Annotated in this window: 30 protein-coding genes; 18 read left to right on the top strand and 12 right to left on the bottom strand. The window is 60.1% G+C overall.

Features of this window, described 5'->3' with window-relative positions:
- Positions 1-20: 20 nt before the first annotated feature.
- The 6 genes from FTO60_RS04785 (at position 21) to FTO60_RS04760 (ending at position 5,339) form a co-directional block, all read left to right on the top strand.
- A complete protein-coding gene (locus FTO60_RS04785; protein WP_148054899.1) occupies positions 21-467 on the top strand; it encodes an SRPBCC domain-containing protein in 447 nt (148 codons plus the stop codon).
- Between the two features lie 195 nt (positions 468-662).
- Positions 663-2,609 carry a threonine--tRNA ligase gene (thrS, locus tag FTO60_RS04780; RefSeq protein WP_148054898.1) on the top strand — a complete coding sequence of 649 codons (1,947 nt, stop codon included), beginning with the start codon at positions 663-665 and terminating at the stop codon, positions 2,607-2,609.
- A 228-nt stretch (positions 2,610-2,837) separates the two neighbouring features.
- On the top strand, positions 2,838-3,140 hold the full coding sequence (locus tag FTO60_RS04775; protein ID WP_148054897.1) for a DUF2282 domain-containing protein: 303 nt from the start codon (positions 2,838-2,840) through the stop codon (positions 3,138-3,140).
- A gap of 59 nt (positions 3,141-3,199) precedes the next feature.
- Complete coding sequence (locus FTO60_RS04770) at positions 3,200-4,045, top strand: DUF692 family multinuclear iron-containing protein (RefSeq protein ID WP_148054896.1); 846 nt, start codon at positions 3,200-3,202, stop codon at positions 4,043-4,045.
- Complete coding sequence (locus FTO60_RS04765) at positions 4,042-4,776, top strand: DUF2063 domain-containing protein (RefSeq protein ID WP_148054895.1); 735 nt, start codon at positions 4,042-4,044, stop codon at positions 4,774-4,776. Before FTO60_RS04770 ends, FTO60_RS04765 begins: the two co-directional genes overlap by 4 nt.
- 11 nt (positions 4,777-4,787) lie before the next feature.
- The gene (locus tag FTO60_RS04760) at positions 4,788-5,339 is read left to right on the top strand and encodes a DoxX family membrane protein (RefSeq protein ID WP_148054894.1); all 552 of its coding nucleotides are present in this window, start codon (positions 4,788-4,790) and stop codon (positions 5,337-5,339) included.
- Here the strand turns inward: FTO60_RS04760 and FTO60_RS04755 are convergent.
- Together FTO60_RS04755 and FTO60_RS04750 are read right to left on the bottom strand one after the other, a co-directional pair.
- Positions 5,323-5,691, bottom strand: a complete 369-nt coding sequence (locus tag FTO60_RS04755; protein WP_148054893.1) for a hypothetical protein — start codon at positions 5,689-5,691, stop codon at positions 5,323-5,325. The genes FTO60_RS04760 and FTO60_RS04755 overlap by 17 nt on opposite strands.
- Before the next feature lie 48 nt (positions 5,692-5,739).
- Positions 5,740-6,081: an arsenate reductase family protein gene (locus tag FTO60_RS04750; protein WP_368074262.1), complete on the bottom strand. Its 342-nt coding sequence runs from the start codon at positions 6,079-6,081 to the stop codon at positions 5,740-5,742.
- A gap of 163 nt (positions 6,082-6,244) precedes the next feature.
- On the opposite strand from FTO60_RS04750, the gene FTO60_RS04745 reads away from it, so the two are divergent.
- Positions 6,245-6,451, top strand: coding sequence for a cold-shock protein (locus FTO60_RS04745; protein WP_148054892.1), 207 nt, complete (start codon positions 6,245-6,247; stop codon positions 6,449-6,451).
- Between the two features lie 150 nt (positions 6,452-6,601).
- Here FTO60_RS04745 and FTO60_RS04740 read toward each other — a convergent pair whose 3' ends face one another.
- Both FTO60_RS04740 and FTO60_RS04735 read right to left on the bottom strand, forming a co-directional pair.
- Positions 6,602-7,081 carry a dihydrofolate reductase gene (locus FTO60_RS04740; protein WP_148054891.1) on the bottom strand — a complete coding sequence of 160 codons (480 nt, stop codon included), beginning with the start codon at positions 7,079-7,081 and terminating at the stop codon, positions 6,602-6,604.
- A complete protein-coding gene (locus FTO60_RS04735) occupies positions 7,078-7,869 on the bottom strand; it encodes a thymidylate synthase (protein ID WP_148057047.1) in 792 nt (263 codons plus the stop codon). Before FTO60_RS04735 ends, FTO60_RS04740 begins: the two co-directional genes overlap by 4 nt.
- A gap of 189 nt (positions 7,870-8,058) precedes the next feature.
- On the opposite strand from FTO60_RS04735, the gene FTO60_RS04730 reads away from it, so the two are divergent.
- From FTO60_RS04730 to FTO60_RS04705, 5 genes are read left to right on the top strand one after another with little or no spacing between them, the layout of a single operon-like run.
- Positions 8,059-8,964: a thymidylate synthase gene (locus FTO60_RS04730; protein ID WP_148054890.1), complete on the top strand. Its 906-nt coding sequence runs from the start codon at positions 8,059-8,061 to the stop codon at positions 8,962-8,964.
- Complete coding sequence (locus FTO60_RS04720) at positions 8,921-10,324, top strand: hypothetical protein (protein ID WP_172623805.1); 1,404 nt, start codon at positions 8,921-8,923, stop codon at positions 10,322-10,324. The genes FTO60_RS04730 and FTO60_RS04720 overlap by 44 nt, the downstream gene beginning before the upstream one ends.
- A 58-nt stretch (positions 10,325-10,382) precedes the next feature.
- Positions 10,383-10,811 (top strand): VOC family protein, encoded by a 429-nt coding sequence (locus tag FTO60_RS04715; RefSeq protein ID WP_148054887.1) that lies wholly within the window; start codon positions 10,383-10,385, stop codon positions 10,809-10,811.
- Positions 10,805-11,524, top strand: coding sequence for a DUF1194 domain-containing protein (locus FTO60_RS04710; protein ID WP_254696886.1), 720 nt, complete (start codon positions 10,805-10,807; stop codon positions 11,522-11,524). The genes FTO60_RS04715 and FTO60_RS04710 overlap by 7 nt, the downstream gene beginning before the upstream one ends.
- Entirely contained in the window at positions 11,521-12,222 is a 702-nt protein-coding gene (locus FTO60_RS04705; protein ID WP_148054885.1) for a DUF1194 domain-containing protein, read from the top strand. The genes FTO60_RS04710 and FTO60_RS04705 overlap by 4 nt, the downstream gene beginning before the upstream one ends.
- On the opposite strand, the gene FTO60_RS04700 is transcribed toward FTO60_RS04705, so the two are convergent.
- From FTO60_RS04700 to FTO60_RS04690, 3 genes are all read right to left on the bottom strand, one after another.
- Positions 12,219-12,728: a MarR family winged helix-turn-helix transcriptional regulator gene (locus FTO60_RS04700; protein WP_148054884.1), complete on the bottom strand. Its 510-nt coding sequence runs from the start codon at positions 12,726-12,728 to the stop codon at positions 12,219-12,221. The two genes, FTO60_RS04705 and FTO60_RS04700, sit on opposite strands and share 4 nt — an antisense overlap.
- A 91-nt stretch (positions 12,729-12,819) precedes the next feature.
- Positions 12,820-13,089, bottom strand: a complete 270-nt coding sequence (locus tag FTO60_RS04695; RefSeq protein ID WP_148054883.1) for a succinate dehydrogenase assembly factor 2 — start codon at positions 13,087-13,089, stop codon at positions 12,820-12,822.
- On the bottom strand, positions 13,086-13,496 hold the full coding sequence (locus FTO60_RS04690) for a helix-turn-helix transcriptional regulator (protein WP_254696885.1): 411 nt from the start codon (positions 13,494-13,496) through the stop codon (positions 13,086-13,088). Before FTO60_RS04690 ends, FTO60_RS04695 begins: the two co-directional genes overlap by 4 nt.
- Positions 13,497-13,576: 80 nt before the next feature.
- Here FTO60_RS04690 and FTO60_RS04685 point away from each other — a divergent pair, with 80 nt between their 5' ends.
- From FTO60_RS04685 to FTO60_RS04675, 3 genes are read left to right on the top strand one after another with little or no spacing between them, the layout of a single operon-like run.
- Positions 13,577-14,779 carry a pyridoxal phosphate-dependent aminotransferase gene (locus FTO60_RS04685; protein WP_148054882.1) on the top strand — a complete coding sequence of 401 codons (1,203 nt, stop codon included), beginning with the start codon at positions 13,577-13,579 and terminating at the stop codon, positions 14,777-14,779.
- 9 nt (positions 14,780-14,788) lie between these two features.
- Positions 14,789-15,193: a hypothetical protein gene (locus FTO60_RS04680; protein WP_148054881.1), complete on the top strand. Its 405-nt coding sequence runs from the start codon at positions 14,789-14,791 to the stop codon at positions 15,191-15,193.
- Positions 15,153-16,409 (top strand): class I SAM-dependent methyltransferase, encoded by a 1,257-nt coding sequence (locus FTO60_RS04675; RefSeq protein ID WP_368074261.1) that lies wholly within the window; start codon positions 15,153-15,155, stop codon positions 16,407-16,409. Before FTO60_RS04680 ends, FTO60_RS04675 begins: the two co-directional genes overlap by 41 nt.
- Positions 16,410-16,422: 13 nt before the next feature.
- Here the strand turns inward: FTO60_RS04675 and FTO60_RS04670 are convergent, their stop codons facing one another.
- A complete protein-coding gene (locus FTO60_RS04670; RefSeq protein WP_148054880.1) occupies positions 16,423-17,790 on the bottom strand; it encodes an MATE family efflux transporter in 1,368 nt (455 codons plus the stop codon).
- A gap of 53 nt (positions 17,791-17,843) precedes the next feature.
- Between FTO60_RS04670 and FTO60_RS04665 the strand changes: the two genes are divergently transcribed.
- A complete protein-coding gene (locus tag FTO60_RS04665; RefSeq protein ID WP_148054879.1) occupies positions 17,844-18,494 on the top strand; it encodes a DUF2461 domain-containing protein in 651 nt (216 codons plus the stop codon).
- Here the strand turns inward: FTO60_RS04665 and FTO60_RS04660 are convergent.
- Genes FTO60_RS04660 through FTO60_RS04650 form a run of 3 tightly spaced genes read right to left on the bottom strand, consistent with a single transcriptional unit; the run spans position 18,491 to position 20,740 of the window.
- Positions 18,491-18,895 (bottom strand): VOC family protein, encoded by a 405-nt coding sequence (locus FTO60_RS04660; protein WP_148054878.1) that lies wholly within the window; start codon positions 18,893-18,895, stop codon positions 18,491-18,493. The two genes, FTO60_RS04665 and FTO60_RS04660, sit on opposite strands and share 4 nt — an antisense overlap.
- Positions 18,896-18,907: 12 nt before the next feature.
- The gene (locus FTO60_RS04655) at positions 18,908-19,846 is read right to left on the bottom strand and encodes an isopenicillin N synthase family oxygenase (RefSeq protein ID WP_148054877.1); all 939 of its coding nucleotides are present in this window, start codon (positions 19,844-19,846) and stop codon (positions 18,908-18,910) included.
- A gap of 3 nt (positions 19,847-19,849) precedes the next feature.
- On the bottom strand, positions 19,850-20,740 hold the full coding sequence (locus FTO60_RS04650) for an NAD(P)-dependent oxidoreductase (protein ID WP_148054876.1): 891 nt from the start codon (positions 20,738-20,740) through the stop codon (positions 19,850-19,852).
- 151 nt (positions 20,741-20,891) lie between these two features.
- Between FTO60_RS04650 and parE the strand changes: the two genes are divergently transcribed.
- Positions 20,892-22,850, top strand: a complete 1,959-nt coding sequence (parE, locus tag FTO60_RS04645) for a DNA topoisomerase IV subunit B (RefSeq protein ID WP_148054875.1) — start codon at positions 20,892-20,894, stop codon at positions 22,848-22,850.
- Here parE and FTO60_RS04640 read toward each other — a convergent pair.
- The gene (locus FTO60_RS04640; protein WP_148054874.1) at positions 22,847-23,659 is read right to left on the bottom strand and encodes a DUF3800 domain-containing protein; all 813 of its coding nucleotides are present in this window, start codon (positions 23,657-23,659) and stop codon (positions 22,847-22,849) included. The two genes, parE and FTO60_RS04640, sit on opposite strands and share 4 nt — an antisense overlap.
- Before the next feature lie 482 nt (positions 23,660-24,141).
- Here FTO60_RS04640 and FTO60_RS17960 point away from each other — a divergent pair, with 482 nt between their 5' ends.
- Complete coding sequence (locus tag FTO60_RS17960) at positions 24,142-24,270, top strand: hypothetical protein (protein ID WP_302849704.1); 129 nt, start codon at positions 24,142-24,144, stop codon at positions 24,268-24,270.
- Positions 24,271-24,272: the final 2 nt, after the last annotated feature.

Raw genomic sequence — 24,272 nt, 5'->3', positions numbered from 1 at the left:
TTACAACAGGAGGGACAACAATGACCGAGAAACCAAAATTCATGATGCAGACTTATATCCGCTGCACGCAGGATGCGCTTTGGGACGCGCTGAGGGATGCGGATGCATTCCAGCACTATGATTTCCTTGAACAAAGGGCGAAGCGGGAGGGTGACAACGTCACCTATATGATGCCCGATGGCACGGTGACGCTGCATGCCCGCGACCTTGAGGTGGTGCCCAAGACCAAGCTGGTGACCTCGTTCGAGCCGACATGGGCGCCCGACGATCCCCCATCACGGATCACCTATGAAATCGCGGTCGAAGGCGACTTTTGCTGCCTGACCGTGCTGCATGAAGACCTGACCAACGATCCATCCGACGGCACCGGTGACGGCTGGGTGCGCAGCATTGCGGGCCTCAAGACATGGCTGGAAACCGGCAAACCTGCCCACTTTGGCGGTGCCTACCTGATGGAACAGATGTAGCGGATACCATCCGCGCCCCCGGTCCGATGATCCTTGCGGCATCTTTTTGATCCTGTTTGCCGCGCCACGGGCCGTCAAAACAGCCGAACCGGCGTCAGGCCATGCTTGACACCGGTTTAGCCAAGCGCCATCTAGACCCCACATAACCCGCAACCGGGCGTTCAGTAGGCGCCAAAACGACGAGGAGCAGGCCAGATGAGCCAGATTTCCCTTACATTTCCCGACGGCAATTCACGCGATTTCGACGCAGGTGTCACACCTGCCGAGGTGGCCAATGCCATCGCCACGTCACTTGGCAAAAAGGCGATCAGCGCCACCGTGAATGGCAAACACTGGGACTTGCAGTGGCCCATCGACAGCGATGCCAGCATCGCCATCAACACCATGAAGGACGATGCGGCGGCCCTTGAGCTGGTGCGCCACGACCTGGCCCATATCATGGCCCGCGCCGTGCAGGAAATCTGGCCCGACACCAAAGTGACCATCGGGCCGGTGATCGAAAACGGCTGGTATTACGACTTTGACCGCGCTGAACCTTTCACGCCCGAAGATCTGGGCCTGATCGAGAAAAAGATGAAAGAGATCATCAACAAGCGCGACCCCGTGACAACCGAAGTCTGGGACCGCGCGCGTGCAATCAAGTTCTACGAGGCGGGGAACGAACCCTACAAGGTCGAGCTGATCAACGCGATTCCGGGCGATGAACCGCTGCGGATGTATTGGCATGGCCACTGGCAGGATTTGTGCCGTGGCCCGCATTTGCAAAATACCGGTCAGGTGCCCGCGGATGCGTTCAAACTGATGTCGATCGCCGGTGCCTATTGGCGCGGTGACAGCGACCGCGCGATGCTGCAACGTATCTATGGCGTGGCGTTCCTGAACAAGGAAGGCCTGAAGGCGCACCTGCACATGCTGGAACAGGCCGCCCTGCGCGATCACCGCAAGTTGGGCCGCGAGATGGACCTGTTTCACATGCAAGAAGAAGCGCCGGGCCAGATTTTCTGGCACCCCAACGGCTGGCGCATCTATACGACGCTTCAGGATTACATGCGCCGGATGCAGACCAAACACGGCTACGTCGAGGTCAACACGCCACAGGTCGTTGACCGCCGGTTGTGGGAGGCCTCGGGCCACTGGGGAAAATATCAGGAGCACATGTTCATCGTCGAAGTGGACGAAGACCACGCACGCGAGAAAACCGTGAATGCGCTGAAACCGATGAACTGCCCCTGCCACGTTCAGATTTTCAATCAAGGTCTGAAATCCTACCGCGACCTGCCCCTGCGCATGGCAGAATTTGGATCGTGCAACCGTTACGAACCCTCGGGCGCGTTGCACGGCATTATGCGCGTGCGCGGCTTTACCCAAGATGACGGGCATATCTTTTGCCGCGAGGATCAGATCGAAAGCGAAACCGCGATCTATATTGAGTTTCTCAGCCAGGTTTACAAAGACCTTGGCTTTGAGAACTTCCGCGTAAAGTTTTCCGACCGCCCCGAAAAGCGATCCGGCAGCGATGACGTCTGGGACAAGGCCGAAGCCGCCCTTTTGAACGCCACCCGCGCCGCCGGGATCGAACCGGAAATGAATCCCGGCGAAGGCGCGTTTTATGGTCCCAAGCTTGAGTTCGTGCTGACGGATGCGATTGGCCGCGATTGGCAGTGCGGCACCCATCAGGTGGATTTCGTGCTGCCTGAACGCCTTGATGCGAATTATATCGGCGAGGACGGCGCCAAACACCGCCCCGTCATGCTGCACCGCGCAACGCTGGGAAGTTTCGAGCGTTTCATCGGTATCCTGATCGAAAGCCACGCGGGTAAACTGCCGTTCTGGATCGCGCCGCGTCAGGTTGTCGTCACCACCATCGTGTCGGACGCCGATGACTATGCCAACGAGATCGTCGCCGCGCTGCAAGCCGCAGGCGTGCGCGCCGAGGCCGATACCCGCAACGAAAAGATCAACTACAAGGTGCGCGAACACAGCCTTGGCAAAGTGCCGGTGATTTTGGCCATCGGCCAGCGCGAGGTCGAGGACCGCACAGTGTCGGTGCGCCGTCTTGGCGAGAAGCAGTCAAATGTTACAAGTCTGGACGAAATCGTCGCACAACTGAAAATCGAGGCCACCGCACCCGACCTTTTGTAACATTCCAGCACTGGAACCTGTAACAGACCCGCCCGCTGCAATCCGGGCGGGTCTTTGCGTTCAAGGGCTTAGGGGTTTTCTGCACCTGCAAAATCCATAACGGACGGTCACGCGCCCGCGATGCACGGCCCTGTGAGTGGCCGGGCCCGTCCTTCTCTCTCTACGCTTCAGGCAGCCAAACGGATCACCCGCTGGCATCTGTTCGAAACCAACCTTTAGGAAAACCTCATGTCCAACACTTACAAAACCCTCGCGATTGCTGCCTCTGTTGCAACGGCTGTGGCCGGGCTGGCCACCACCGCAAGTGCCGCCGAAGAAGAGAAATGCTTTGGCATTGCACTGGCTGGCGAAAACGATTGCAAGGCTGGCCCCGGCACCACATGCGCCGGCACATCCACCATCGATTATCAGGGCAACGCATTCTCGCTGGTCCCCGCCGGCACCTGCGAAACCACGATGATCGAAGCGATGGGCGACGAGCCCGCACGCCAAGGCTCGCTCGTTGAACTGGATCGCGATCTGCCCGCGTAAGCACACGAATGCAGGGTGGGTGCAAACCCGCCCTGCGCCCCGATTTCGAAAGGCCCACCATGTTCGACGCCCTACAAAACACGCTGCCCGCCCTGCCCGGCGTCGGTTACAAACCGCAGCATTTTGCGGCCGTGATGGACGATCCCGCGCCGGTGGGCTGGCTGGAAATCCACGCCGAAAACTACATGGGTGGCGGTGGGCGCCCCTTGGCGCAACTGCGCGCCCTGTCTGAAAAATTCCCGATATCCGTGCATGGTGTCGGTCTGTCGATTGGTGGCGAAGGGCCGCTTGATCCGGACCACCTTGCCCGTCTGAAAACCCTGTGTGACTGGCTTGATCCGGCCAGTTTTTCCGAGCATCTGGCATGGTCCACCCATGACAGCCAGTTCCTGAACGACCTGCTTCCGCTGCCCTACACGGGTGCCACCGTGGCGCGCGTCGCTGATCATATCGACCGCGTGCAGGATGTGCTGGGACGGCAGATGCTGCTGGAAAACCCGTCCTCCTACCTTGCGTTTGTCGAATCCGAGATGACGGAAACCGATTTTCTGCGCGAGGTTACGCATCGCACCGGATGCGGGCTATTGCTGGACGTGAACAACGTCTTTGTATCGGCCACCAACCTTGGTTACGCGCCCCAGGGATATATCGACGACTACCCCCTGTCGGCGGTCGGTGAAATCCACCTTGGCGGCCATGACGAGGACGAAGACGAACATGGCGCGCCGCTGTTGATCGACAGCCACGGGCGCGAAGTGGTGGACCCGGTCTGGGCGCTTCTGGACTATACCCTGGCCAAATCCGGGCCCCGCCCGGTGCTGATCGAATGGGACACGGATGTGCCTGACTGGCCGGTGCTGGCCGCCGAGGCACAGCGCGCGGCGCAAGCGCTGGTGCTGGCATGACGGTCAACCAAACCGCGTTTCGACAAGCGGTGCTTGATCCCGCCATGCCCGCCCCTGACGGGCTGGCCGACGGGCAGGGACGCAGGACCACGAAACGGTTCGATGTCTATCGCAATAATGTCGCCGTCAGTTTGACAGAGGCCCTCGAGGCTGCCTTTCCGGTCATTCGCAAACTGGTCGGGAACGAATTTTTCCGTGCCATGTCTGGGGTTTACCTGCGTGCGCATCCGCCCGCGTCGCCGCTGATGATGTTCTATGGCGCCGATATGCCCGCGTTTCTGGCCGGGTTCACCCCCGCCGCCAGCCTGCCATATCTGCCCGATGTGGCGCATCTGGAACTGGCGCTGCGCCATGCCTACCATGCGCCGGACACCGCACCGATCGCAGCTGACGCGCTGGCGCAATACCCGCCCGAGAACCTGGGCGATCTGCGCTTTGCCCTTGCGCCCGCCCTGCGCCTTGTGGCCTCGCCCTACCCGATTCACGGACTTTGGCGCGCCAATATGGCCGGGGCTGCGCCCACGAAAGGGGCGGAAACCGTGCTGATCACCCGCCCCGATCTGGACCCGCAGATGCATGTGATACCCCCAGCCGCCGCGCGCTTTATCGTCGCGCTCAAGGCCGATGCGACCCTCGCGGGGGCCGCCGACGAAGCGGGTGAAACCCTCGATCTGACCGCAATACTCGGGCTGCTGTTGCGGCAGCGCGCCATTACCGAAATCAAGCCCTGAAAGGCCCGCCCATGTCCGCATTCATCACCCGTTACGCTGCACTCCTTGCCATGCTTGACCGCGCCGCGCCTGTGGTCCTGCCCACCCTTGCACGGCTGGTCTTTAGCGCGGTCACCTTGCTTTATTTCTGGCGCGCGGCCGTCACCAAACTGGGGGACGGTTTCTTTGGATTTCTGTCGCCGTCCTCGGGCGGATACGTGCAAATCTTCCCGCGCGCGATGGAGGCCGCAGGTTATAGCACCAGCGAACTGGGCGTGTTTCACTGGGCCGTTGTCGTTGCCGGCACATGGGCCGAATTCATCTTGCCGCTGCTGATCCTGCTGGGCCTGCTGACCCGCCCCGCGGCATTGGGTATGATTGGCTTTGTCGTCGTGCAAAGCCTGACGGACCTTTATGGACACGGCGGCATTGAATACATCGAAACCGTTGGCGCGTGGTTTGACCGCCTGCCAGACGGCGTGGTTCTGGATCAGCGTGCGTTCTGGGTGCTTGCGCTTTTGGTGCTGGTGTTCAAAGGGGCCGGGCCACTGTCACTGGATCGCCTGTTCAAAAGTGCGCTTTAGGTTCATCCGGTTTGCCCGCGGCGATGGCCAGGATACCGCCCAAAGCCGCAAAGCCGATCGGGAACATCGTGCCTGCATTGAACCCGAACGCCGCGTAAAACAGCGCGGCCGCGATCAACAATAACCCGCCGCCCCACAGCGCGCGCATCTTGGCCATTGCCCCACCCGCGATGGCCAGCAAAGGGGCCATGAAACTTGCGAACCGGATGAAGCCGGGGTTGTCAAAACTGCCGAACACCTCGCCCACCTCGGGTTTGTTGCTGGTCAGTTCAGCGTAGCCATAGCCGAACAGGCCGACGAAAATACCGATGATCCCGGCGATGATCCCAAGGGTGAGGGCGGCGTTACGCATTGTTGTCTCCGATCAAGTTGCCCGTCCCACATAGGGGCTTTCCCGCGACTATCCAAGGATGGCCGCCTGCACATCCCCCTTCCAGCCCAGATAAAGCTGACCCGCGTGGTCGATCACAGGGCGTTTCATCAGGGTCGGATGCTGCGCAAGTAAATCATTGGGATCACTTTCTTTTTCAGCGTCTGACAGGCCGCGCCATGTGGTTGACGCGCGGTTGATCGCCTTGTGGCCAAAGGCTTTGAGAATTGCCGCGCGGTCCTCGTCAGATACACCGTCGGCGCGCACATCAATCACCTGCGGGTCATGACCCGCCGCGCGGATCGCGGCAATTGCCTTGCGGCAGGTGTCGCAGGATTTCAGGGCAAAGATGCGCATAAGCGGGCCTTTCATCGTAGTCGGCGGTTTCGTGCAGACTGCCAACCTCACGGTAATTTGTCATTTGCCTTTTTCAAAATCACGCTAGGATTTCATGAAAGGCCAACGGAATATCCGCCTTTGTCGCGGGCCCAATTGTGCCGCAACGCCGCATCGCGGCCCGACAAAGGAGAAGGACATGCCTAAAGGCACCGTAAAATGGTTCAACACTGCCAAGGGTTTCGGCTTCATCGCACCCGATGATGGCGGGGCAGATATCTTCGTGCATATTTCCGCCGTCGAGGCATCAGGTTTGACCAATCTTGCCGACGATCAGGCGGTTGAATTTGAATTGGTCGACGGGCGCGATGGCCGCAAGATGGCTGGTGACATCAAAGTCGTCTAAAGCGGTTTTTCCCAAGATTTGCACGCACTTGTCACGGTATGAGCCGGAACAGCGGATTTGACCTGTCAGATGTTGGCTCATTTCTCATGCGCAGTTGCCAACCACAGAGTCGGGCGCGGATGAGGGGGGGCTGCGGCGCGGTGTCCCAACCTAGCGGCGCAGCAGTTCCACGGCCTCGCAAGCCGGATCAGCGGCGCGCAGCGGTTGGCGGCCGAGTTCGCGCCAGTTGCGCGCGTCGATGTCGGGGAAAAACGCATCCGCATCGGCAATCTCAAGGTCCACTTCGGTGATCAGCAGACGGTCCGCCAGCCCCAGCATGTCACGGTAAATCCCTGCCCCGCCGATACCATAGAGGCGCCGATACCCCTGCGCATAGGCCAGCGCGATGGCGTCGGAAACGCTGGTAACCTGATGCGGCGCACCGGTTTCGCGCGAGGTCACGACGATATTGAGCCGCCCTTTCAATGGCTTGAACGGTGGCAGGCTATCCCATGTATTGCGCCCCATGATGATGGCCCCGCCCGTGGTCTCGCGTTGGAAAAACGCCAGATCCTCGGGGGCATGCCAGGGGATATCGTTATCCTTGCCAATCGCGCCATTGCGCGCGCGCGCCACGATCAGCGAAATCATACGGCCACCGGCGCGCGAATTGCGGGATCGGGGTCATAGCCGCTAATCTCGAAGTCCTCGTATTTGAAATCAAACAGCGAGGTCACCTTGCGGGAAATCCGCAATTGCGGCAGTGGTTTGGGGCTACGCGACAGTTGTGTCCGCACCTGTTCCATGTGGTTGGAATAAATATGCGCGTCGCCCATCGTATGCACGAAATCGCCCACCGCGTAGCCCGTCACATGGGCCAGCATATGTTGCAGCAACGCATAGGATGCGATGTTGAACGGCACGCCAAGAAACATATCGGCCGAGCGTTGATAAAGCTGCAAATGCAGTTTGCCGCCGGCGATCCGCACTTGCCATAGGGTATGGCAGGGCGGCAGCGCCATGTCAGGCACATCCGCCGGATTCCACGCCGAGACGATCATACGACGGCTGTCGGGGGTGTTTTCGATCTGGTCCAGCAGGGTTGCGATCTGGTCGATCTCGCCCTTGCGGCCAGGCCAATGGCGCCACTGGTGGCCATAGACGGGGCCAAGATCGCCATTTTCATCGGCCCATTCATCCCAGATCGACACGCCGTTGTCTTTCAAATAACCGATATTGGTATCGCCCGACAGGAACCACAGCAGTTCATGGATGATCGAGCGCAGGTGCAGCTTTTTCGTCGTTACCAGCGGAAAACCATCGGCCAGCGGATAGCGGCTTTGCAGGCCAAAGGCCGAAATCGTGCCAGTGCCGGTGCGGTCGCTTGATGTCACGCCGGTCTCAAGAACCTGCCGCAGGGCCGCGTGATATTGATGCAATGTGGTATCCCCCAAGGTGCGTTTGGGCAAAACCTAGCGGCGAACGGCGGCGGTGAAAAGCGCGAACCCTGCGCAGATTGTGACATCGCCGCGCCGCTTCGCTCTTTTTTGCGCACTCGGGGCAACCGCGCGTTGACTTTCAACAGCGATCCCCCGACTCTGCGTCAAAATCGTGATGAGGGGCAGTCGATGCGCAAAGCAATTTCATTCAGCCTGTTGTTGGGGCTGCTGGCAGCATGTGGCGATGGGAATCCGTTTACGTTTGGCGTGACGGAAACGCCTATCGAACCGCCCGTCGTCAGTGACAGCGGTGTCCCCGAAAAGGTGCAGGGCAATGTGGCGTCCGTTACCTTTGTCGCAGGCGCTCCGACAATCTCGGTGCAGATCACCTCGCTTGACCAAGGGACGATTGACGCGGTTTACAACCGTAATCCAGCGCTGAACGTCCCGGGCTATCAGGCCTATACCTATCAAGACGACCCGCTTGACCGGATGTTCGTCGCGATTGTCGCCGAAAGCCCGGATGCTGCAATGCAGGCCGCAGTTGTGATGGACGGCGGCCAGTTCACGAAATTCTTTGGCGGTACAAGCGTCACGCAGGTCGGGACCTACAGCGCGGATACCGGTCTTGTCAGCTATGCTGGCACCTATGCGGGCCTCAGCAATATCAACGCACCGGGTGCCGAATTGTTGCCGGTGCCCGCGGGCACCGACCCCGCAATCCTGCCATCGCAACCCACCCGCGTCACGGGCGATGTCTTTATCAACGCCGATTTTACCGACAACACGATCAACGGGGCGATCACCAACCGTGAATTGACGGAATATGGAACAGCGATCCCCGATGTATTCCTGATCCCGGGCGATATCGCCGCCGATGGCACATTTGAGGGATCGGTCGAACTTGGCGATCAAACGGGTGTCGGCAATTATGCCGGTGTCTTTGGTGGCACGGGGGCCACCTCGGTCGGTGGCGGCGTTCTTCTTGACGGTGATTTCATTACGGGTGTCGAGAATGAACAGGAATACGGGATCTTCGTGCTGGCCCAGTGTGGCACGCCCGGCGATGCTGCAATCTGTGCTGGCGTCAACTAAACGCTTCCTCTGCGCTCTGGCTTTCTGCTTTGGGCTGGCTGCGAGCGGTCAGGCCCAAACCACTGTCGCGCTGAGTCTTGACGAAGCGCGCGCCGCCGCGCAACAGGCCGCACTGTCGGGCAACTTTGAACTGGCGCGCGAATTGGCCGCTGCTCTGCTACAAGCGGACCCCAATGACCGCGCGGCACTGATCGTGCTGGCCGCTGTCGAACCTCGCCTTGGCCGCCCCGATCAAGGCCGCATGGCGGGCGCACGCGCATGGCGGCTTGCCACAACGGATGGGCAGAAATACGAGGCGGCCCGCCTTGCGGCCCTTGCCGCCGCAAATGAAGACCGCCTGACACTGTCACAAATCTGGCTGCGCCGCGCCGCCACCGTGGCCCCCAGTCCCGCCGCACTTGCACAAACCCAACAAGACTACGCCGGGCTGCGCAGCCTGAACCCGTGGCGCACGGATATCCAGCTATCGTTTTCTCCCTCAAGCAATGTGAACGGGGGCAGCAACGACATTTATAACGTCATTGACGGCCTGCCGTTCGTTGGCGTGCTCAGCGGCGATGCGCGCGCCCTGTCTGGCGTAACCGCAACGGCGGATGTGCGGTTAAGTTACCGTCTGGCAGAAACGTCGCAGGCGCGCACGGAAATCGCGGGCCGGTTCTATAGTCGTCAGGTTTTCCTGTCGGACGCGGCGCGCGCCCTGGCCCCGGACAGCGAAAACGGCGATTTTGCCACGACGTTTTTCGAGGTCGGCGTCGGCCATAAACGCGCGCGGGGCGATGCCATCGTGATGGCCGATTTCGACATCGGCGCGAATTGGTCCGGCGGCGATCTTAGCACCCCATTTGCGCGCCTGTCATTTGCGGGCAACGTCCCTATCGCCGCGCAGTGGACCGGATCGGCGGGCATCGCGCTTGAACAGCGCTGGCAGGGCAATAGCGGACAGATCGGTGACGTGGTTCAGACGCTGAACGCGGGGCTGGCCTATCAGTTGGACGGTGGCGCACAAATTGCCGGCACGGTCGAACTTCGCGACACGCAAAGCGACAGCGGCAACCTGCGCAATACGGCCACAAGCCTGCAGCTGACCTATGTGCCCGGCGAACAGATCGGACCCGCCGAGATGGTGTTCACACTGGGCGCGAGCGTGACCGATTATCCTGATTACGCGATCATCCTGCCCGTGCCCGGCGGGCGGCAGGATGTGACGCAATTTGCCTCGGCCGAATTTGCCTTTGTGGATTTCGATTATGCCGGGTTCGCCCCTGTCGTCACCCTTGGCGCGCAGCGCAGTGACAGCAACGTCAGCCGCTTTGACCGCTCGGCGTTTTCGATCCGGTTCGGCTTTCGCTCAACGTTCTAAGGCTGGTCATCGCGCGGTGCTGTGCTAGCATTTGGCGAAGCAAAGCGAGGAGCACAGCATGGGCCTGAAATATCTACACACAATGGTGCGCGTCAAAGACCTTGAGGCGTCGATGGCGTTTTATGCGCTACTGGGGCTAAAGGAAACGCGCCGCCACGACAACGAAGGCGGGCGGTTTTCCCTTATTTTCATGGCACCAGAAGGGCAAGAGGATTGCCCGATCGAACTCACTCACAACTGGGATGGCGATGACGGGTTGCCAAGCGACAGTCGCCATTTCGGCCATCTGGCCTATGCCGTGGACGACATTTACGCCACCTGCCAGCTTCTGATGGACAACGGCGTGACGATCAACCGCCCGCCCCGTGACGGGCATATGGCCTTTGTGCGCAGCCCCGACAATATTTCGATCGAACTGTTGCAGGCCGGTGATGCCCTGCCCGCGCGCGAACCCTGGGCCAGCATGGAAAACACCGGAACTTGGTAAAGGCGGGCGGCATATATGCCGCTGCTGTATCGGCTTTGGCGGCGACGGGCGCGGCGGCCGAATGTCGCCTGGCGTTACTTTTGGCGATCGACGTGTCGTCGTCCGTGGACCCATCCGAGGACGCCTTGCAACGGGGTGGCCTGGCCGCCGCCCTTGTCGCGCCCGAGGTTATGGCGGCATTTTTTGCCACGAATTCACCTGTCGCCCTTGCCGCCTTTGAATGGAGCGGGCGGTATAATCAGGCGCTGCTGCTGGACTGGACCATGATCAATGCGCCCGAGGATTTGACAGATGCGGCCCTGGCGATTTCCAGCACGCAGCGCAGTCAAGACGACTACCCCACAGCGATGGGCTATGCGTTGGGGTATGGCGCAACCCTGCTGGAACAGGCCCCGGTGTGCGATGCGCAGGTCATTGATATTGCTGGTGACGGGATCAGCAATGACGGCTTCGCCCCTGCCCTGGCCTACGCGTATTTCCCGTTTCAGGGCGTCACGGTCAACGGGCTTGTGGTGCTTGACGGCAGGGATGACGCGGCGCTGTTGGCCTTTTATCAGCGCGAAGTCATACGCGGACGATTGGCTTTTGTTGAAACGGCCCGTGGTTTTGCAGACTACGAAAATGCGATGCAACGCAAGCTTTTGCGCGAATTAAGTGTGCGCGTCATTGGCGCGCGGCCTGTGCAAGCCCCAAGGACAGGACCAGCCGGATGATCCGCCTGCTTGTCATGTTGTGCCTTCTTGCGAGCCCGGCACTGGCGCAATCGCACTGCCGCCAGGCGCTGGCCCTTGGTCTTGATGTATCGGGGTCGGTGGATCAGCGGGAATATCGCCTGCAACTGGATGGGCTGGCGGCGGCCCTCAACAGTGCGCCCGTGCGCGAGGTATTGCTTGCACCTTCCAGCGCGCCGGTGCGCATCGCCATCTTTGAATGGAGCGGGCCGCGCGACCAGTATTTGATCGTGCCCTGGCGCGAAATCACCGATGAGGCAGCATTGATTGGCGTGATCAGCGCCTTGGCGGCAACGACGCGCCGCCCCGCACAGCCCACAACGGCCCTTGGTCCAGCAATCCTGACAGGGTTGGGTCTGCTTGATCAGCAACCCGCCTGCTGGAAGCGCACGCTGGATATCTCGGGCGATGGCAAGGCCAATACAGGCACCCGCCCGCAAGATATTTCCGACCACCGGTTCCCGGCCGGTATCACGATCAACGGGTTGGTCATTGGCCACAACAACCCTGGCTTTGATCTGCAAATCGGCGAATTATCGGCCTATTATCAAAGCTATGTGGTGCGCGGCCCCGACGCTTTTGTGGAAACGGCGCTGGGGTTTGAGGACTACGAAGCTGCGATGACACGCAAGCTGCTGCGCGAATTGGCCAGTGTTGCGATTGGCAGCCTGTCCCCCTAGTAGATATAGCGGATCTGATCAGTCCAGTAGCGTTCAACCCGGCGCAGGGATGTCGTGATATCCTCGATCCCCGCCATATCCAGCACGCCGCGCCCTTGCAGCCCTTCGGCATGACCTGCAAACAGGCGCGCGACCACATCACGGATACGTCGCCCCTTTTCCGTCAGGCGCACACGGACCGAACGGCGGTCAATTTCGCAGCGCTGATGGTGCATAAAGCCCATTTCCACCAGCTTTTTCAGGTTATAGCTGACGTTGCTACCCTGATAGTAGCCGCGCGACTTGAGCTCGCCCGCCGTAACCTCGTGATCTCCGACGTTGAATAGTAGCAAGGCCTGGACGGCGTTGATTTCGATCACGCCGACCCGCTCAAATTCGTCCTTGATCACGTCAAGCAAAAGGCGGTGGAGGCGTTCAACCAGTGTCAGCGATTCCAGATAGCTGGTCATGAATCCGGCATCGATCGCCGGTTGGGTCGGTGCGGCCACGTCAGAATGAAGGCTCATGCGTCTTACTCCGTCAAGATTGTCGGGATATGTCTGGGGCATAAACCCCAACAACCCGTTAAACGGTGACAGAAATTTGCCCAAAATGCGGCTAGGGCTTTACGATTCCCTGCGCACGCGCCGCTATCCGCGTGATCAATGGGCCGTAGGGCGCCGGTGTTTGCACCTGCCCGGACACCCATTGGTAAAGATCGTGATCATTTTCACTCAAAAGCCGATCATATAGATCAATCTCGCCGATGTCCAAATCGGCCAGTTCCGCGTCGGCAAAGGCGGTCAGGATCAGGTCCATTTCCTTGATCCCGCGCCGCATTGACCGCATCCGTAACCGTTTCACGCGATGTTCGGCAGTTTCGCTCATGCGGGTTCGCGCAGGGCCGTGCGCAGGCGTTTTTCAAGCTGACCAAGGCGTTCGGCGCTTTGGATCATCTGGGTGCGCAAGCCACGCATTTCAGCCAGAATGCCGGCGATATCGGCTTGTGCTTCGCCCGCGTCCATCGGTGCATCCGGCCCGGTGCCATTGCCCGTCAACAACCACGACATCGACACGCCCAACACGCCCGACAGCATCTGCAACTTGTTTGCGCGCGGCTCGTTGAGGTCTTCTTCCCAGTTGCGCAGCGTGCTCAGCTTGATGCCCAGTTTCTTGGCCAAAGCCTTTTGGGTCAGCCCCGTGCTTTCGCGCGCGCCCGCGACACGATCACCAAAGGTTGCGGTTTCTTCGCTGAACCAGCCTGCGTCGTCTGTGTTTTCCATGACGTCGTCCATCGCGCGCTCCTTGCTGCTTGATCGGGTCGGTTGCGCACCATATGACACAAGCGTCCCAAGGATTCCACATGAGGCCGACCATGTCTTTTCTTTCCGCGACACTTGATCGCGTCAAACCATCGCCAACCATCGCCGTGACGACCAAGGCGCAGGAGCTCAAGGCGGCGGGGCGTGATGTCATCGGCCTTGGCGCGGGCGAGCCGGATTTTGACACGCCCGACAATATCAAGGCCGCTGGCATCGCCGCGATCAAGGCGGGCCACACGAAATACACCGCCGTTGATGGCATCCCCGAGCTGAAACGGGCGATCTGTGCCAAATTCAAGCGCGACAACGCGCTGACCTACACGCCCGATCAGGTCACGGTCGGCACGGGCGGCAAGCAGGTTCTCTATAACACCTTCATGGCCACGCTGAATCCGGGCGATGAGGTGATTATCCCCGCCCCCTATTGGGTCAGCTACCCCGATATGGTGCTTTTGGCGGGCGGTGAACCTGTGTTTATCGCGGCCACGCTTGATACGGATTTCAAGATCACCGCTGCCCAGCTTGAGGCGGCGATCACACCAAAAACCAAGTGGTTCCTGTTCAACTCACCCTCTAACCCAACAGGGGCGGGCTATTCATGGGATGAACTAAAGGCGCTGACGGATGTGTTGCTGCGCCACCCGCATGTCTGGGTGCTGACCGATGACATGTATGAGCACCTGGCCTATGGGGATTTCGCATTCTGCACGCCTGCGCAGGTCGAACCACAGTTGATTGACCGCACGCTGACCATGAACGGCGTCAGCAAGGCCTATGCGATGACAGGCTGGCGGATCGGCTATGGTGCGGGGCCAAAGCCGCTGATCGCCGCGATCCGCAAGGTGCAATCGCAGTCCACCTCGAACCCCTGCACGATCAGCCAGTGGGCCGCCGTCGAGGCGCTGAACGGCACGCAGGATTTCATCGCCCCCAATAACGAGATGTTCGTGCGTCGCCGCGATTTGGTGGTGCAGATGCTGAACGCTGCCGAAGGAATCGTCTGCCCGCGTCCCCAGGGCGCCTTCTATGTCTATCCCGACATCACCGGCTGCATCGGCAAGACCACCCCCAGCGGCGTGGTGATCGACGACGACGAAGTATTCGCCACAGCCCTGCTGGATGACACAGGCGTGGCGGTGGTATTTGGCGCCGCCTTTGGTCTTTCCCCAAACTTCCGTGTCAGCTACGCTACCTCTGACGAGGCGCTGAAAGAGGCCTGCACAAGGATTCAGGCCTTTTGTGCGGGGCTGACGTAAGGAATAATCATGTCGGCAGACCTACCAGACTACTACTTCCGTGTGCGCGAAAACGGGGCGGCGGTGTTTCGCGTGGACACTGAAAACCGCCAGCGCCGGATCGAGATGGACCAGATCGCCGTTATCAACATCAAAAACGGCGAAGTGAAACCGCATGGCGACCGCGAACTGTCCAAGGCCGATATCGCCCGTATCGAGGATTGGATGGCGCAGCGCAGCGCCCTTTTGGCCCAGCGCGACATCGACGATATCCACCGCGCGGTCGATTACCTCAATATCACGACGCAATGGGTGCAATCCAAGGCCAGCGACGAACAGCTTGAAGACGTGACCGATGCCCTGCTGCTGGCGATGCACGACCTGCGTTCGGTTCTTGTGCGAAAAAAGGCGGACCGGTTGCTGGATAAATCCTGACCGCGACACCATCCAAGCGAGGCCCGCCATTTCAGACGTTCGCGACCAATACGAAGCCTTCCCCTATCCTGCCCGCGATCCTGCGGAGGAGGCCAAGCGCCTGATCACCGGCTCGCCCAGCCACCCGCTCGAGATGGATCACTGCCTCTGGGGCGGTGCGCGCGACTGGTCGCAGCCTTTGCGCGTGCTGGTGGCGGGTGGCGGCACCGGTGACGGGCTGATCCAGTTGGCGCAGATGATGGCCAGTGCAAAACGCCCGGCCGAAATCACCTACATCGACCTGTCGACCGCCGCGCGCGCCGTGGCCGAGGCCCGCGCCAAGGTGCGTGGCCTGCGCAATATCACCTTTCACACCGGCAGCCTGTTGGACGCGGGCCACTACGGCCCTTTTGACTATATCGACTGTTGCGGCGTGCTGCACCACCTGCCCGACCCCGCCGCGGGTTTTACCGCATTGCGCGCTGCCCTCGCCCCGCATGGCGGTATGGGGTTCATGGTCTATGCGCCTTACGGACGCTCGGGCGTCTATCCATTGCAAGAGGCCTTTGGCACGTTGTTCGCCGATATGCCCGCACATCAGCGGGTGGCGGCGGCGAAATCCGTTCTTGCCGCCCTGCCCGCAGGCCATCCGTTCAAATGCAACCCCAATCTGGGTGATCACACGATTGGTGATGCGGAGTTTTACGACCTGCTGCTGCACAGTCAGGACCGGGCCTTTGATGTGCCTGCCCTCCTCGATATCCTTGATGAAACGGGCTGGGAACTGGCCGGTTTTGCGCTTGCGGGGCTTTATGATCTGGCGCGGCTTGCGCCCGTCCCCGATGGCATGGCCACGGCCAGCAGTATGGCTGTGGCCGAAAAATTACGCGGCACGATCAAGACCCATGTGGGCTATGCGCGCGCCAGCGGTCAATCCGCGCCCATGCCCGACCCCGATACGCGCATCCCGCATCTGCATGGCGTTCCGGCAGCGAAACTGGCCGAGGCGATTGCGCAGGGGCGCGCACCCGCCCTGACCGTTGAACGGGAACGCGTCCAGATCACCCTGCCGCCTGACACCGCCCCCCTGATCGCGCAGATCAACGGGCGGCAATCCTTGGCCGAGATATACAAAACCGCAGGGCTGTCGCCGACGCAGGCGCGCAGCCTTTGGCCCCGGATCGAGGCGCAATTGTTGCCCTGGGGCGTGCTGCTTTATTCTCGGTTTCTGGTCTGACGCGCAGCGCACCCTACCTGATATGGACCGAACGCACCCAAAACCGCCAGCCCAGCAACAACGCGGCACAGCCAAGCCCCACCGTCAGCCCTAGCCAAAGCCCGTTCGGGCCGAAATCCAGCGTAAAGGCCAACAGATAGCTGACGGGCATGCCAATCACCCAATAGCTGACACCAGCCAGCCACATGGGCACGGCTGTGTCCTGCACCCCGCGCAGCAGCGACAGCGCGACAATCTGCGCGCTATCGACGAACTGGAACAGGGCCGCCAGCATCACCAGCGTCACCCCAAGACCCAGCAAGGCATCACGCTGCGGTTCGCTCGGGTCAATGAACAGTGACACCAATGTGCCTGGGATCAGCAGGAACAGTGCCACCACGATCACACCAAACACCGTCGAAACCGCAAAAGCCGATATCGCACCCATGCGCAGGGCCTGTTCATCGCGCCGCCCGTAATGTCCGCCAGCACGGATCGTCGCGGCCTGCGACATGCCCACATGAAACATGAACATGAACGCGGTCAGTTGCAGGGCGATACCGTGGGCGGCCAGTTCGATTTCGCCGATCCAGCCCATCATGATCGCGCTGCCGGTGAACAAGCCGCTTTCGGCCAATGAAGTGATGCCGATGGGCAGGCCAAGCGCGAACACCTCGCGCAAGGCCTCCCAGTCGCTTTTCCAGATGCGTTGGAACAGGCTGTAATCGGGGCGTTTCCACTGCACATAGGCGATCAATGCTACGAGTTGCACCACCTGGATGATCACCGAGGCAATCGCCGCCCCGCGTATTCCCAGTTCCGGCGCGCCCAGATTACCAAAAATCAGCGCATAGTTCACCACCGCGTTGCAAACCAGGGCCACCAGCGTAATCCAAAGCTGCACCGCCGTCAGATGCAACGCCCCCAGAAACGAGCGCAGCACCTGCGCGGCCAGCGCCGGAAACATCCCGAAGACGGCAATGCGCAGATATTTTTCGGATTCAACGGCCACGACCGGCGTTTGGCCGATGGCCAACATGATTTCCTCGGCCCACCACAACAGCCCGACCGCCAGCACACCATATGCCGCGCTAAGCCAGAGGGCCATGCGGGTGATCCGCCGGGCGCGCACCTCGTCGCCTTCCTCGGCGGCGGCGGCGGCCAGCGGCACGACCGCATACCCAAAACCCGCACCGACGATGAAGATCACGAACCAGATCGAGGTGGCGATCGTGGCCGCCGCCAGCGCTGTCACATCATACCAGCCCAGCATGATCGTGTCGGTCATATGGATCGAAAAACCTGCCACGCTCGCGCCCACAAGTGGCAAGCCAAGGGCCAACAGCCGCGTGACATGCGCGCGATAAGTTTGCGCTGGTTGTGTGTGGACAGGGGCTTGCATCAGCCATGCTTAGGGCCAAAGCTGGGGCAGGTCCATAACCCAAAGGTGCCCCCATGTCAGACCCTTATGCCAGCCTGATCGCCGATGCGCGCAGCTTTTTCGCCGCGCTGTCGAGAAACAATAATCGCGACTGGTGGCAGGAACACAAAGACGGATACGACACCAAACTGAAGGTGCCCGCGCTGGCTTTGCTTGACGAGATGTGCGCGCCGCTTGCGGAAATCACCGGCGAAGCGATCACGCCAAAACTGTTCCGCCCGCACCGCGATGTGCGCTTTTCCAAGGACAAGACCCCCTACAACACCCACCTGCATATGATGTGGAGCGTGGCTGGCGGTGGCCGTCAGGATCCGGTATTTTTCTTTGGCATTGCACCTGAGTATGTGACCGTAGGCGCGGGGATGATGGGCTTTGACAAACCCGTGCTTGAGGATTGGCGCAAGTTTGTTGATCTGGACGGCGCGCGCGTGGCCGGGATCATCGCGGGCGTCGCCGCCCACGGGTATGCCCCGCGCGCGCCCGATCTCAAACGGGTGCCACCGGCCTTCGCGGCGGACCATCCGCAGGGCGAATTGCTGAAATACAAGGGCTTCGTGATGTCCGGCAACTTGCCCCGCATGGGCGCAGTGAACAGCGATTTGCGCGCCGCTTTCACGCAGCTATGGCCGCTGAACGACCTGCTGCTGTCAATTGCCGCGGCCTAATCCGCACCGTCCCAGATCAATTCAAGCCGCAGCCCGCCGGGGTCGGTAAATATCATGTGCCGGCGCGGTCCCTGCCCGACGAGTTCGGGCATGAATTCGATGGTGACGCCCGGATAGTCACGCAGGGTTTGCGCCAGGTCATTCAATCGCGCCTCGCTCTCGACCGTCATTGCCAGATGGTGAAGCCCGACGTTGGTGCGCCGCGCGAATGCTACGATTTCCGGTTCCGGGTGGGCCTGCCACAGGGTCAGCCGCATCGCCCCATCGCTCACAGTTGTGCGCGGATAGGTGTCGTCGCGCGCCAGAACCTCCCAGCCCAGCGCCTGCGCGAAAAACGCCGTGCTGGCGTCAAGGTCCGCGACCGTTAGCCCAAGGTGGTTCATGCCGGATGTTGCAGCCATATCATGTCCTTTCTAGGTGCCCGCCGCGCGGAATTTTTCCATCAGATAGGGGCCAGATTTGACGGGCGGATAGCTGTCGGACCCGTCCAGCGGCGCAATCACCACGTCCCAGTTGGGCTGGTGAAAGAACGCAAGCGACTGGCGCGCCGGCTGGTCCGGCCGGGCGACGACACGGTGCAGGGTGCTGACCCAACGATCACTGGTCCAGCGCGCCATCAGATCACCGATGTTGATCACGAACGCGCCTTCGGGGGCGGGCACGTCGATCCAGTCCTGTTCGGGCAAAAAGATTTGCAGGCCGCGCGATCCGGGTTGCGGCAGCAGGATCGTCAAAGACCCGTAATCCGTATGCGCCCCTGCGCGGTGCTGGCCTGCGAGCGGCACATTCTGCGTCGCAGGATAATTCAGTGCGCGCAGGGCGGAAATGGGCGCGTCGATATAGGGGGCAAAGTGATCTTCGGGCAGATCAAGTGCTGCGGCAAAACCCACCATGATACGCGCGGCGAGATCTTCCATCGCGGTATAATAGACCTCCCATGCGGGGCGAAACCCCACCATATCGGGCCAAAGGGTTGGCTGATAGCAAAAGGCATGGGCGTCGCGGTCGCTAACCCCGTCCGGCACGGTCAGCGGCCCGCCGTTAAAGCTTTCCTTCAGGTCGGGCGGCGTCTCTTCGCCCCTGGATTTCGCCAGGCTTTCGGTGTTGGGGCCAAGGTAGCCGTAGGGATAGCCCGCATAGGGTGCGGCGACCTGTTGTTTCGCCTCTGGATTCTGGGCAAAGAACGCCCGCGTGGCCTGCCAGACAGCATCAATCACGACCTGCGGCACGCCATGTCCGGTCAGCACCAGAAAGCCGGTCTCGCGGCAGATGCGATCAATCGCGGCGGCCAGTTTGGCGCGCTCGCCACCACGTGCGCCCTCGAACGCCGCCAGATCAAAGGTCGCGAACATACCCTAGCCTTTCAGCACGTCACGCCATGAATGACGGGGCTTGAACCCGACCAGGCGCTTGGCCTTGTCATTGGCATAAAAGGTCTCGTTCGGTCCCATGTCGCGTTTTTGCGGCACGCCTTGGTAAAACTGGGCAATGACCTGATCCGAAGTCAAACCGACCGACATATCATCGTTGCTAACGTTGAAAACCTCGTATCCCAGCCCGTCCGTTTTCAGGCAACAGTCCACCATCTGCCCCAGATCACGCGCGTCAATATAGGCAAAGATATTGCGCCGCCGGGTCGCCGGATCAGCCATAAACGCGGGGAAATTTTCAGCGTATTCATGCGGTTCAATGACGTTGTTAATGCGCAATCCATAGATATCGATACCGCTGCGCGCCTGAAAACTGCGCGCGCAGACCTCGTTTGCCACCTTGGACATGGCATAGCTGTCGTGGGGCACGGTGGGGTGGTCTTCGTCCACCGGAATGTAGTCGGGCTTCTTCTCTCCGTGGGCGAAACAGATGCCGTATGTGGTTTCGGAGCTGGCAAAAATAACCTTGCCGATCCCCAGCCGCACTGCTGCGTCAATCACGTGATAGGTGGACATGGTGTTGATGCGGAATGTCTCGTTGTCGGGACGCATCATGATGCAGGGGATGGCGGCAAAATGCACCACGGCGTCATAGGCGGGCTTGCCACCCTTTGCATCAAGTTCATCGAAATCCGCATAGGCCGACATGGCGTTGAGCACCTGCCCCGCGTCAGTCAGATCGACATTCAAGGTATCGCCCCCCGGCGCTGGATCAGCCGCCAGATCAATGTTGGTCACACGGTGCCCAAGGTTGCGCAAATAGGCGACCGCGTGTTTGCCAGCCTTGCCGCTGCCGCCGGTGAAAAAGATACGCATGACGGTGTCCTTTCATTGTTTGCCCACAGCCTAGCAGATCGGCGCGGCGTGGCGAGGGGGCGGCGCGCGTAATTTCGGGCATGGGTGCTTTCACACCGTCCAACCCTCTGCCATACTGGCGCACAATCAAGAAACGCGAGCGAGCACACACATGGCCAACGACCTTTTGGCGGGACACGAACCGACCGATTATGACGCCTCATCCATCGAGGTGCTGGAAGGGCTGGAACCCGTCCGTAAACGCCCCGGCATGTATATCGGCGGCACGGACGAACGCGCGCTGCACCATCTTGTGGCCGAGGTTCTGGATAACTCGATGGACGAGGCCGTGGCCGGCCACGCCACGCGGATCGAGGTCGAACTGCTTGCCGATTATTCCGTCAAGATCAGCGACAACGGCCGTGGCATCCCGATTGATCCGCACCCGAAATTTCCCGATAAATCCGCGCTCGAGGTGATCTTGTGCACCCTGCACGCGGGCGGGAAGTTTTCCGGCAAAGCCTATCAGACATCGGGCGGTTTGCACGGGGTCGGGGCGTCGGTTGTGAACGCGCTATCGGATTCGATGGTCGTGCAGGTGGCGCGCAACAAGGTGATCTATGAACAGCGGTTTTCGCGCGGCATCCCGCTGGGCCCGGTTGAACAGGTCGGCACCGCCCCCAACCGGCGCGGCACCACGGTCACATTCCACGCGGATGAGCAGATTTTCGGCGCACATCGCTTCAAGCCCGCGCGGCTGCTGAAATCCATCCGCTCCAAGGCCTATCTGTTTTCCGGCGTCGAAATCCGCTGGAAATCGGCGATTGCGGACGGCGACACGCCGATGGAGGCCACGTTTCACTTTCCCGGGGGCTTGGCCGATTATCTGGGCGAAACACTGGGCGCGGCGACGACCTATTCGGAAAAACCCTTTGCGGGGACTGTCGATTTTCAGGACAAGTTCAACGTGCCGGGCAAGGTCGAATGGGCGATCAACTGGACCCCTTCGCGCGACGGGTTCATCCAGTCCTATTGCAACACCGTCCCCACCGCAGAAGGCGGCACCCACGAGGCCGGTTTCTGGGCGGCGATCCTGAAAGGCGTCAAGGCTTACGGCGAGTTGGTCAACAACCGCAAGGCCAAGGACATCACCCGTGATGACCTGATCACCGGCGGCTGCGCGCTGGTCAGCTGCTTTATCCGCGAGCCGGAATTTGTCGGCCAGACCAAGGACCGCTTGGCCACGACCGAAGCGCAGCGGCTGGTCGAAAATTCCGTGCGCGACCACTTTGACAACTGGCTGGCGGCGGATACGAAATCCGCGGGTGCGATCCTTGATTTTCTGGTGCTGCGGGCCGAGGAACGGCTGCGCCGCCGTCAGGAAAAGGAAACCGCGCGCAAATCGGCGACCAAGAAACTACGCCTACCCGGCAAGCTGACCGACTGCACGTCCAAAACCCGCGAAGGGACCGAACTGTTCATCGTCGAGGGGGATAGCGCGGGCGGGTCCGGCAAGGGCGCGCGCGATCGCAACACGCAGGCGCTGCTCCCGCTCAAGGGAAAAATCCTGAACGTGCTGGGTGCGGCCAGCGGCAAACTGACGACCAATCAGGAAATCAGCGACCTGTGCGAAGCCTTGGGCGTCGGCATGGGCACCAAATTCAACCTTGATGACCTGCGCTATGACAAGATCATCATCATGACCGATGCGGACGTGGACGGGGCGCATATCGCCGCCCTGCTGATGACGTTCTTTTTCACCCAGATGCGCCCGCTGATCGACAACGGGCACCTTTATCTGGCCTGCCCGCCGCTTTACCGCCTCACCCAAGGGGCGAAACGGATTTACGTGGCCAATGACGCCGAAAAAGACGCGCTGATGGAGGCTGGTCTGGGCGGCAAGGGCAAGATCGACGTGCAGCGTTTCAAGGGCTTGGGCGAAATGGACGCGAAAGACCTGAAAGAAACCACGATGGACCCTGCCTCGCGCAAGCTCATCCGCGTGTCGATCGACGAGGACGAGCCGGGCGAAACCAGCGATCTGGTGGAACGGCTGATGGGCAAAAAGCCGGAACTGCGGTTCCAGTATATTCAAGAGAATGCGCGGTTTGTTGAGGAGTTGGATGTTTAGTGGCGCTTTCGTGGCGGAGGCATTGCACGCATTTTCTTGAGAAATTCATTGGTCTCGTCATCCAGAGACAACTCCTCCAACTTATGAATGCACTTAATACCGCTGCCAAGCACGCGACCGCTACTATCAGCTGCAAATTTCGAAGATAACTCCCGTAGGTATCGAGTCTCGACAATCCCAAAATTGTCAGGCGTTTTGTTTACGCAGGAGTAAAGTGCGTGCGAAACAAGATCAGCCAATCGAAGGAGGTCTTCCTCATCTTTGTTTTTCCGCGTTATCGAAAATGGGTTTATCGCAGCCAGCGAATTTGATTGCGGATAGATCGGGTTATCTTTGACCTTTGCGATGTATCGGATCATCGCATCATAGTCATGATTGCGCTCCTCAAAGACAATTCGTGGTTCAGTCAAGCTCTCGTCCACGTTTGCGAGGTATCGCCCCACTAATTCAAGTAGATACTTCGCGCATTTGTTGTAGAACTTGTGAGGGGACCATTCGATCTTCGAAGCGTATTCGCGCATGGTTGGTTTATAGGATATCACCCCGAAAAAACGAACATTTAACTCCGAAGCCTTCTTGCAGAAATAAACGCGCTGGTTATGGTTTAGGTCAGTGGCGTGTCGCCACTTCTTTGTTTTTCCGAACTCTTCTTGTAGTTCATCCAGCAATTGTCGCGCTGCAATTTGACTTGCCGGCTGCAATACTACTGCACTCATTGCCATGTATGGACTTGATCCACCGGCACTATTGTTTCGGATCTTGGTGAAACCCGTATCGCCACTTTCATCTATGAATACCGTACAAGCCATTTTGAGTCCTCAAAAAGGAGAAACATTCAGCCCACGAAACGCGGGCACGAGATCAGGCTTACCTCGAGGCTCTATTCAAATTCATTTGCAATTTATCTGCGATTCGTGATCTGAATACCAGTCGACTCCCCTTTGTTAATGCCACAATTCAAATAGCTTATCGCTGGCTATTAGCACCACAAAACTGGATACTCTCTGCGCCCGAACCGAGGGGTGGGCGTGAGCGCCCGCCCCGTGGGGGCGGTTCGGGCGCTGCCAAATCTTTGATTTGGCAAGGGGGATGGGGTGAAGCGTCCGCGCAATCCTCCCTCTTGAAAGACACCGCACAAAGGCGCACATTCCTCATGCAGGCCGCGCCAACATCCGCGCGGCCGCTGCCTCATCGGCTGCATCGCCCTGATCCGTCAGGCAACCCTGCCCCCCTGAGCATCGACCCGATGGGCAACCGCCGTTCGGGAACCGTTGTGAGAAAGGGACACCCCATGTCCAAGGAAAAGAACCGCGGCAACCGCGAGACCAAGAAACCGAAAAAAGAACAACCCAAAGTGCTGGCCACGGCCAATAGTGGCGGCAAGGACGGCACCACGATTGCCGGCAAAAAGGTCAAATAACC

This window comes from Octadecabacter sp. SW4 (genome assembly GCF_008065155.1).
Lineage (GTDB): Bacteria > Pseudomonadota > Alphaproteobacteria > Rhodobacterales > Rhodobacteraceae > SW4.
Note: the sequence above shows the minus strand (reverse complement) of the source record. Positions and strands in the feature narration are given on the sequence as shown.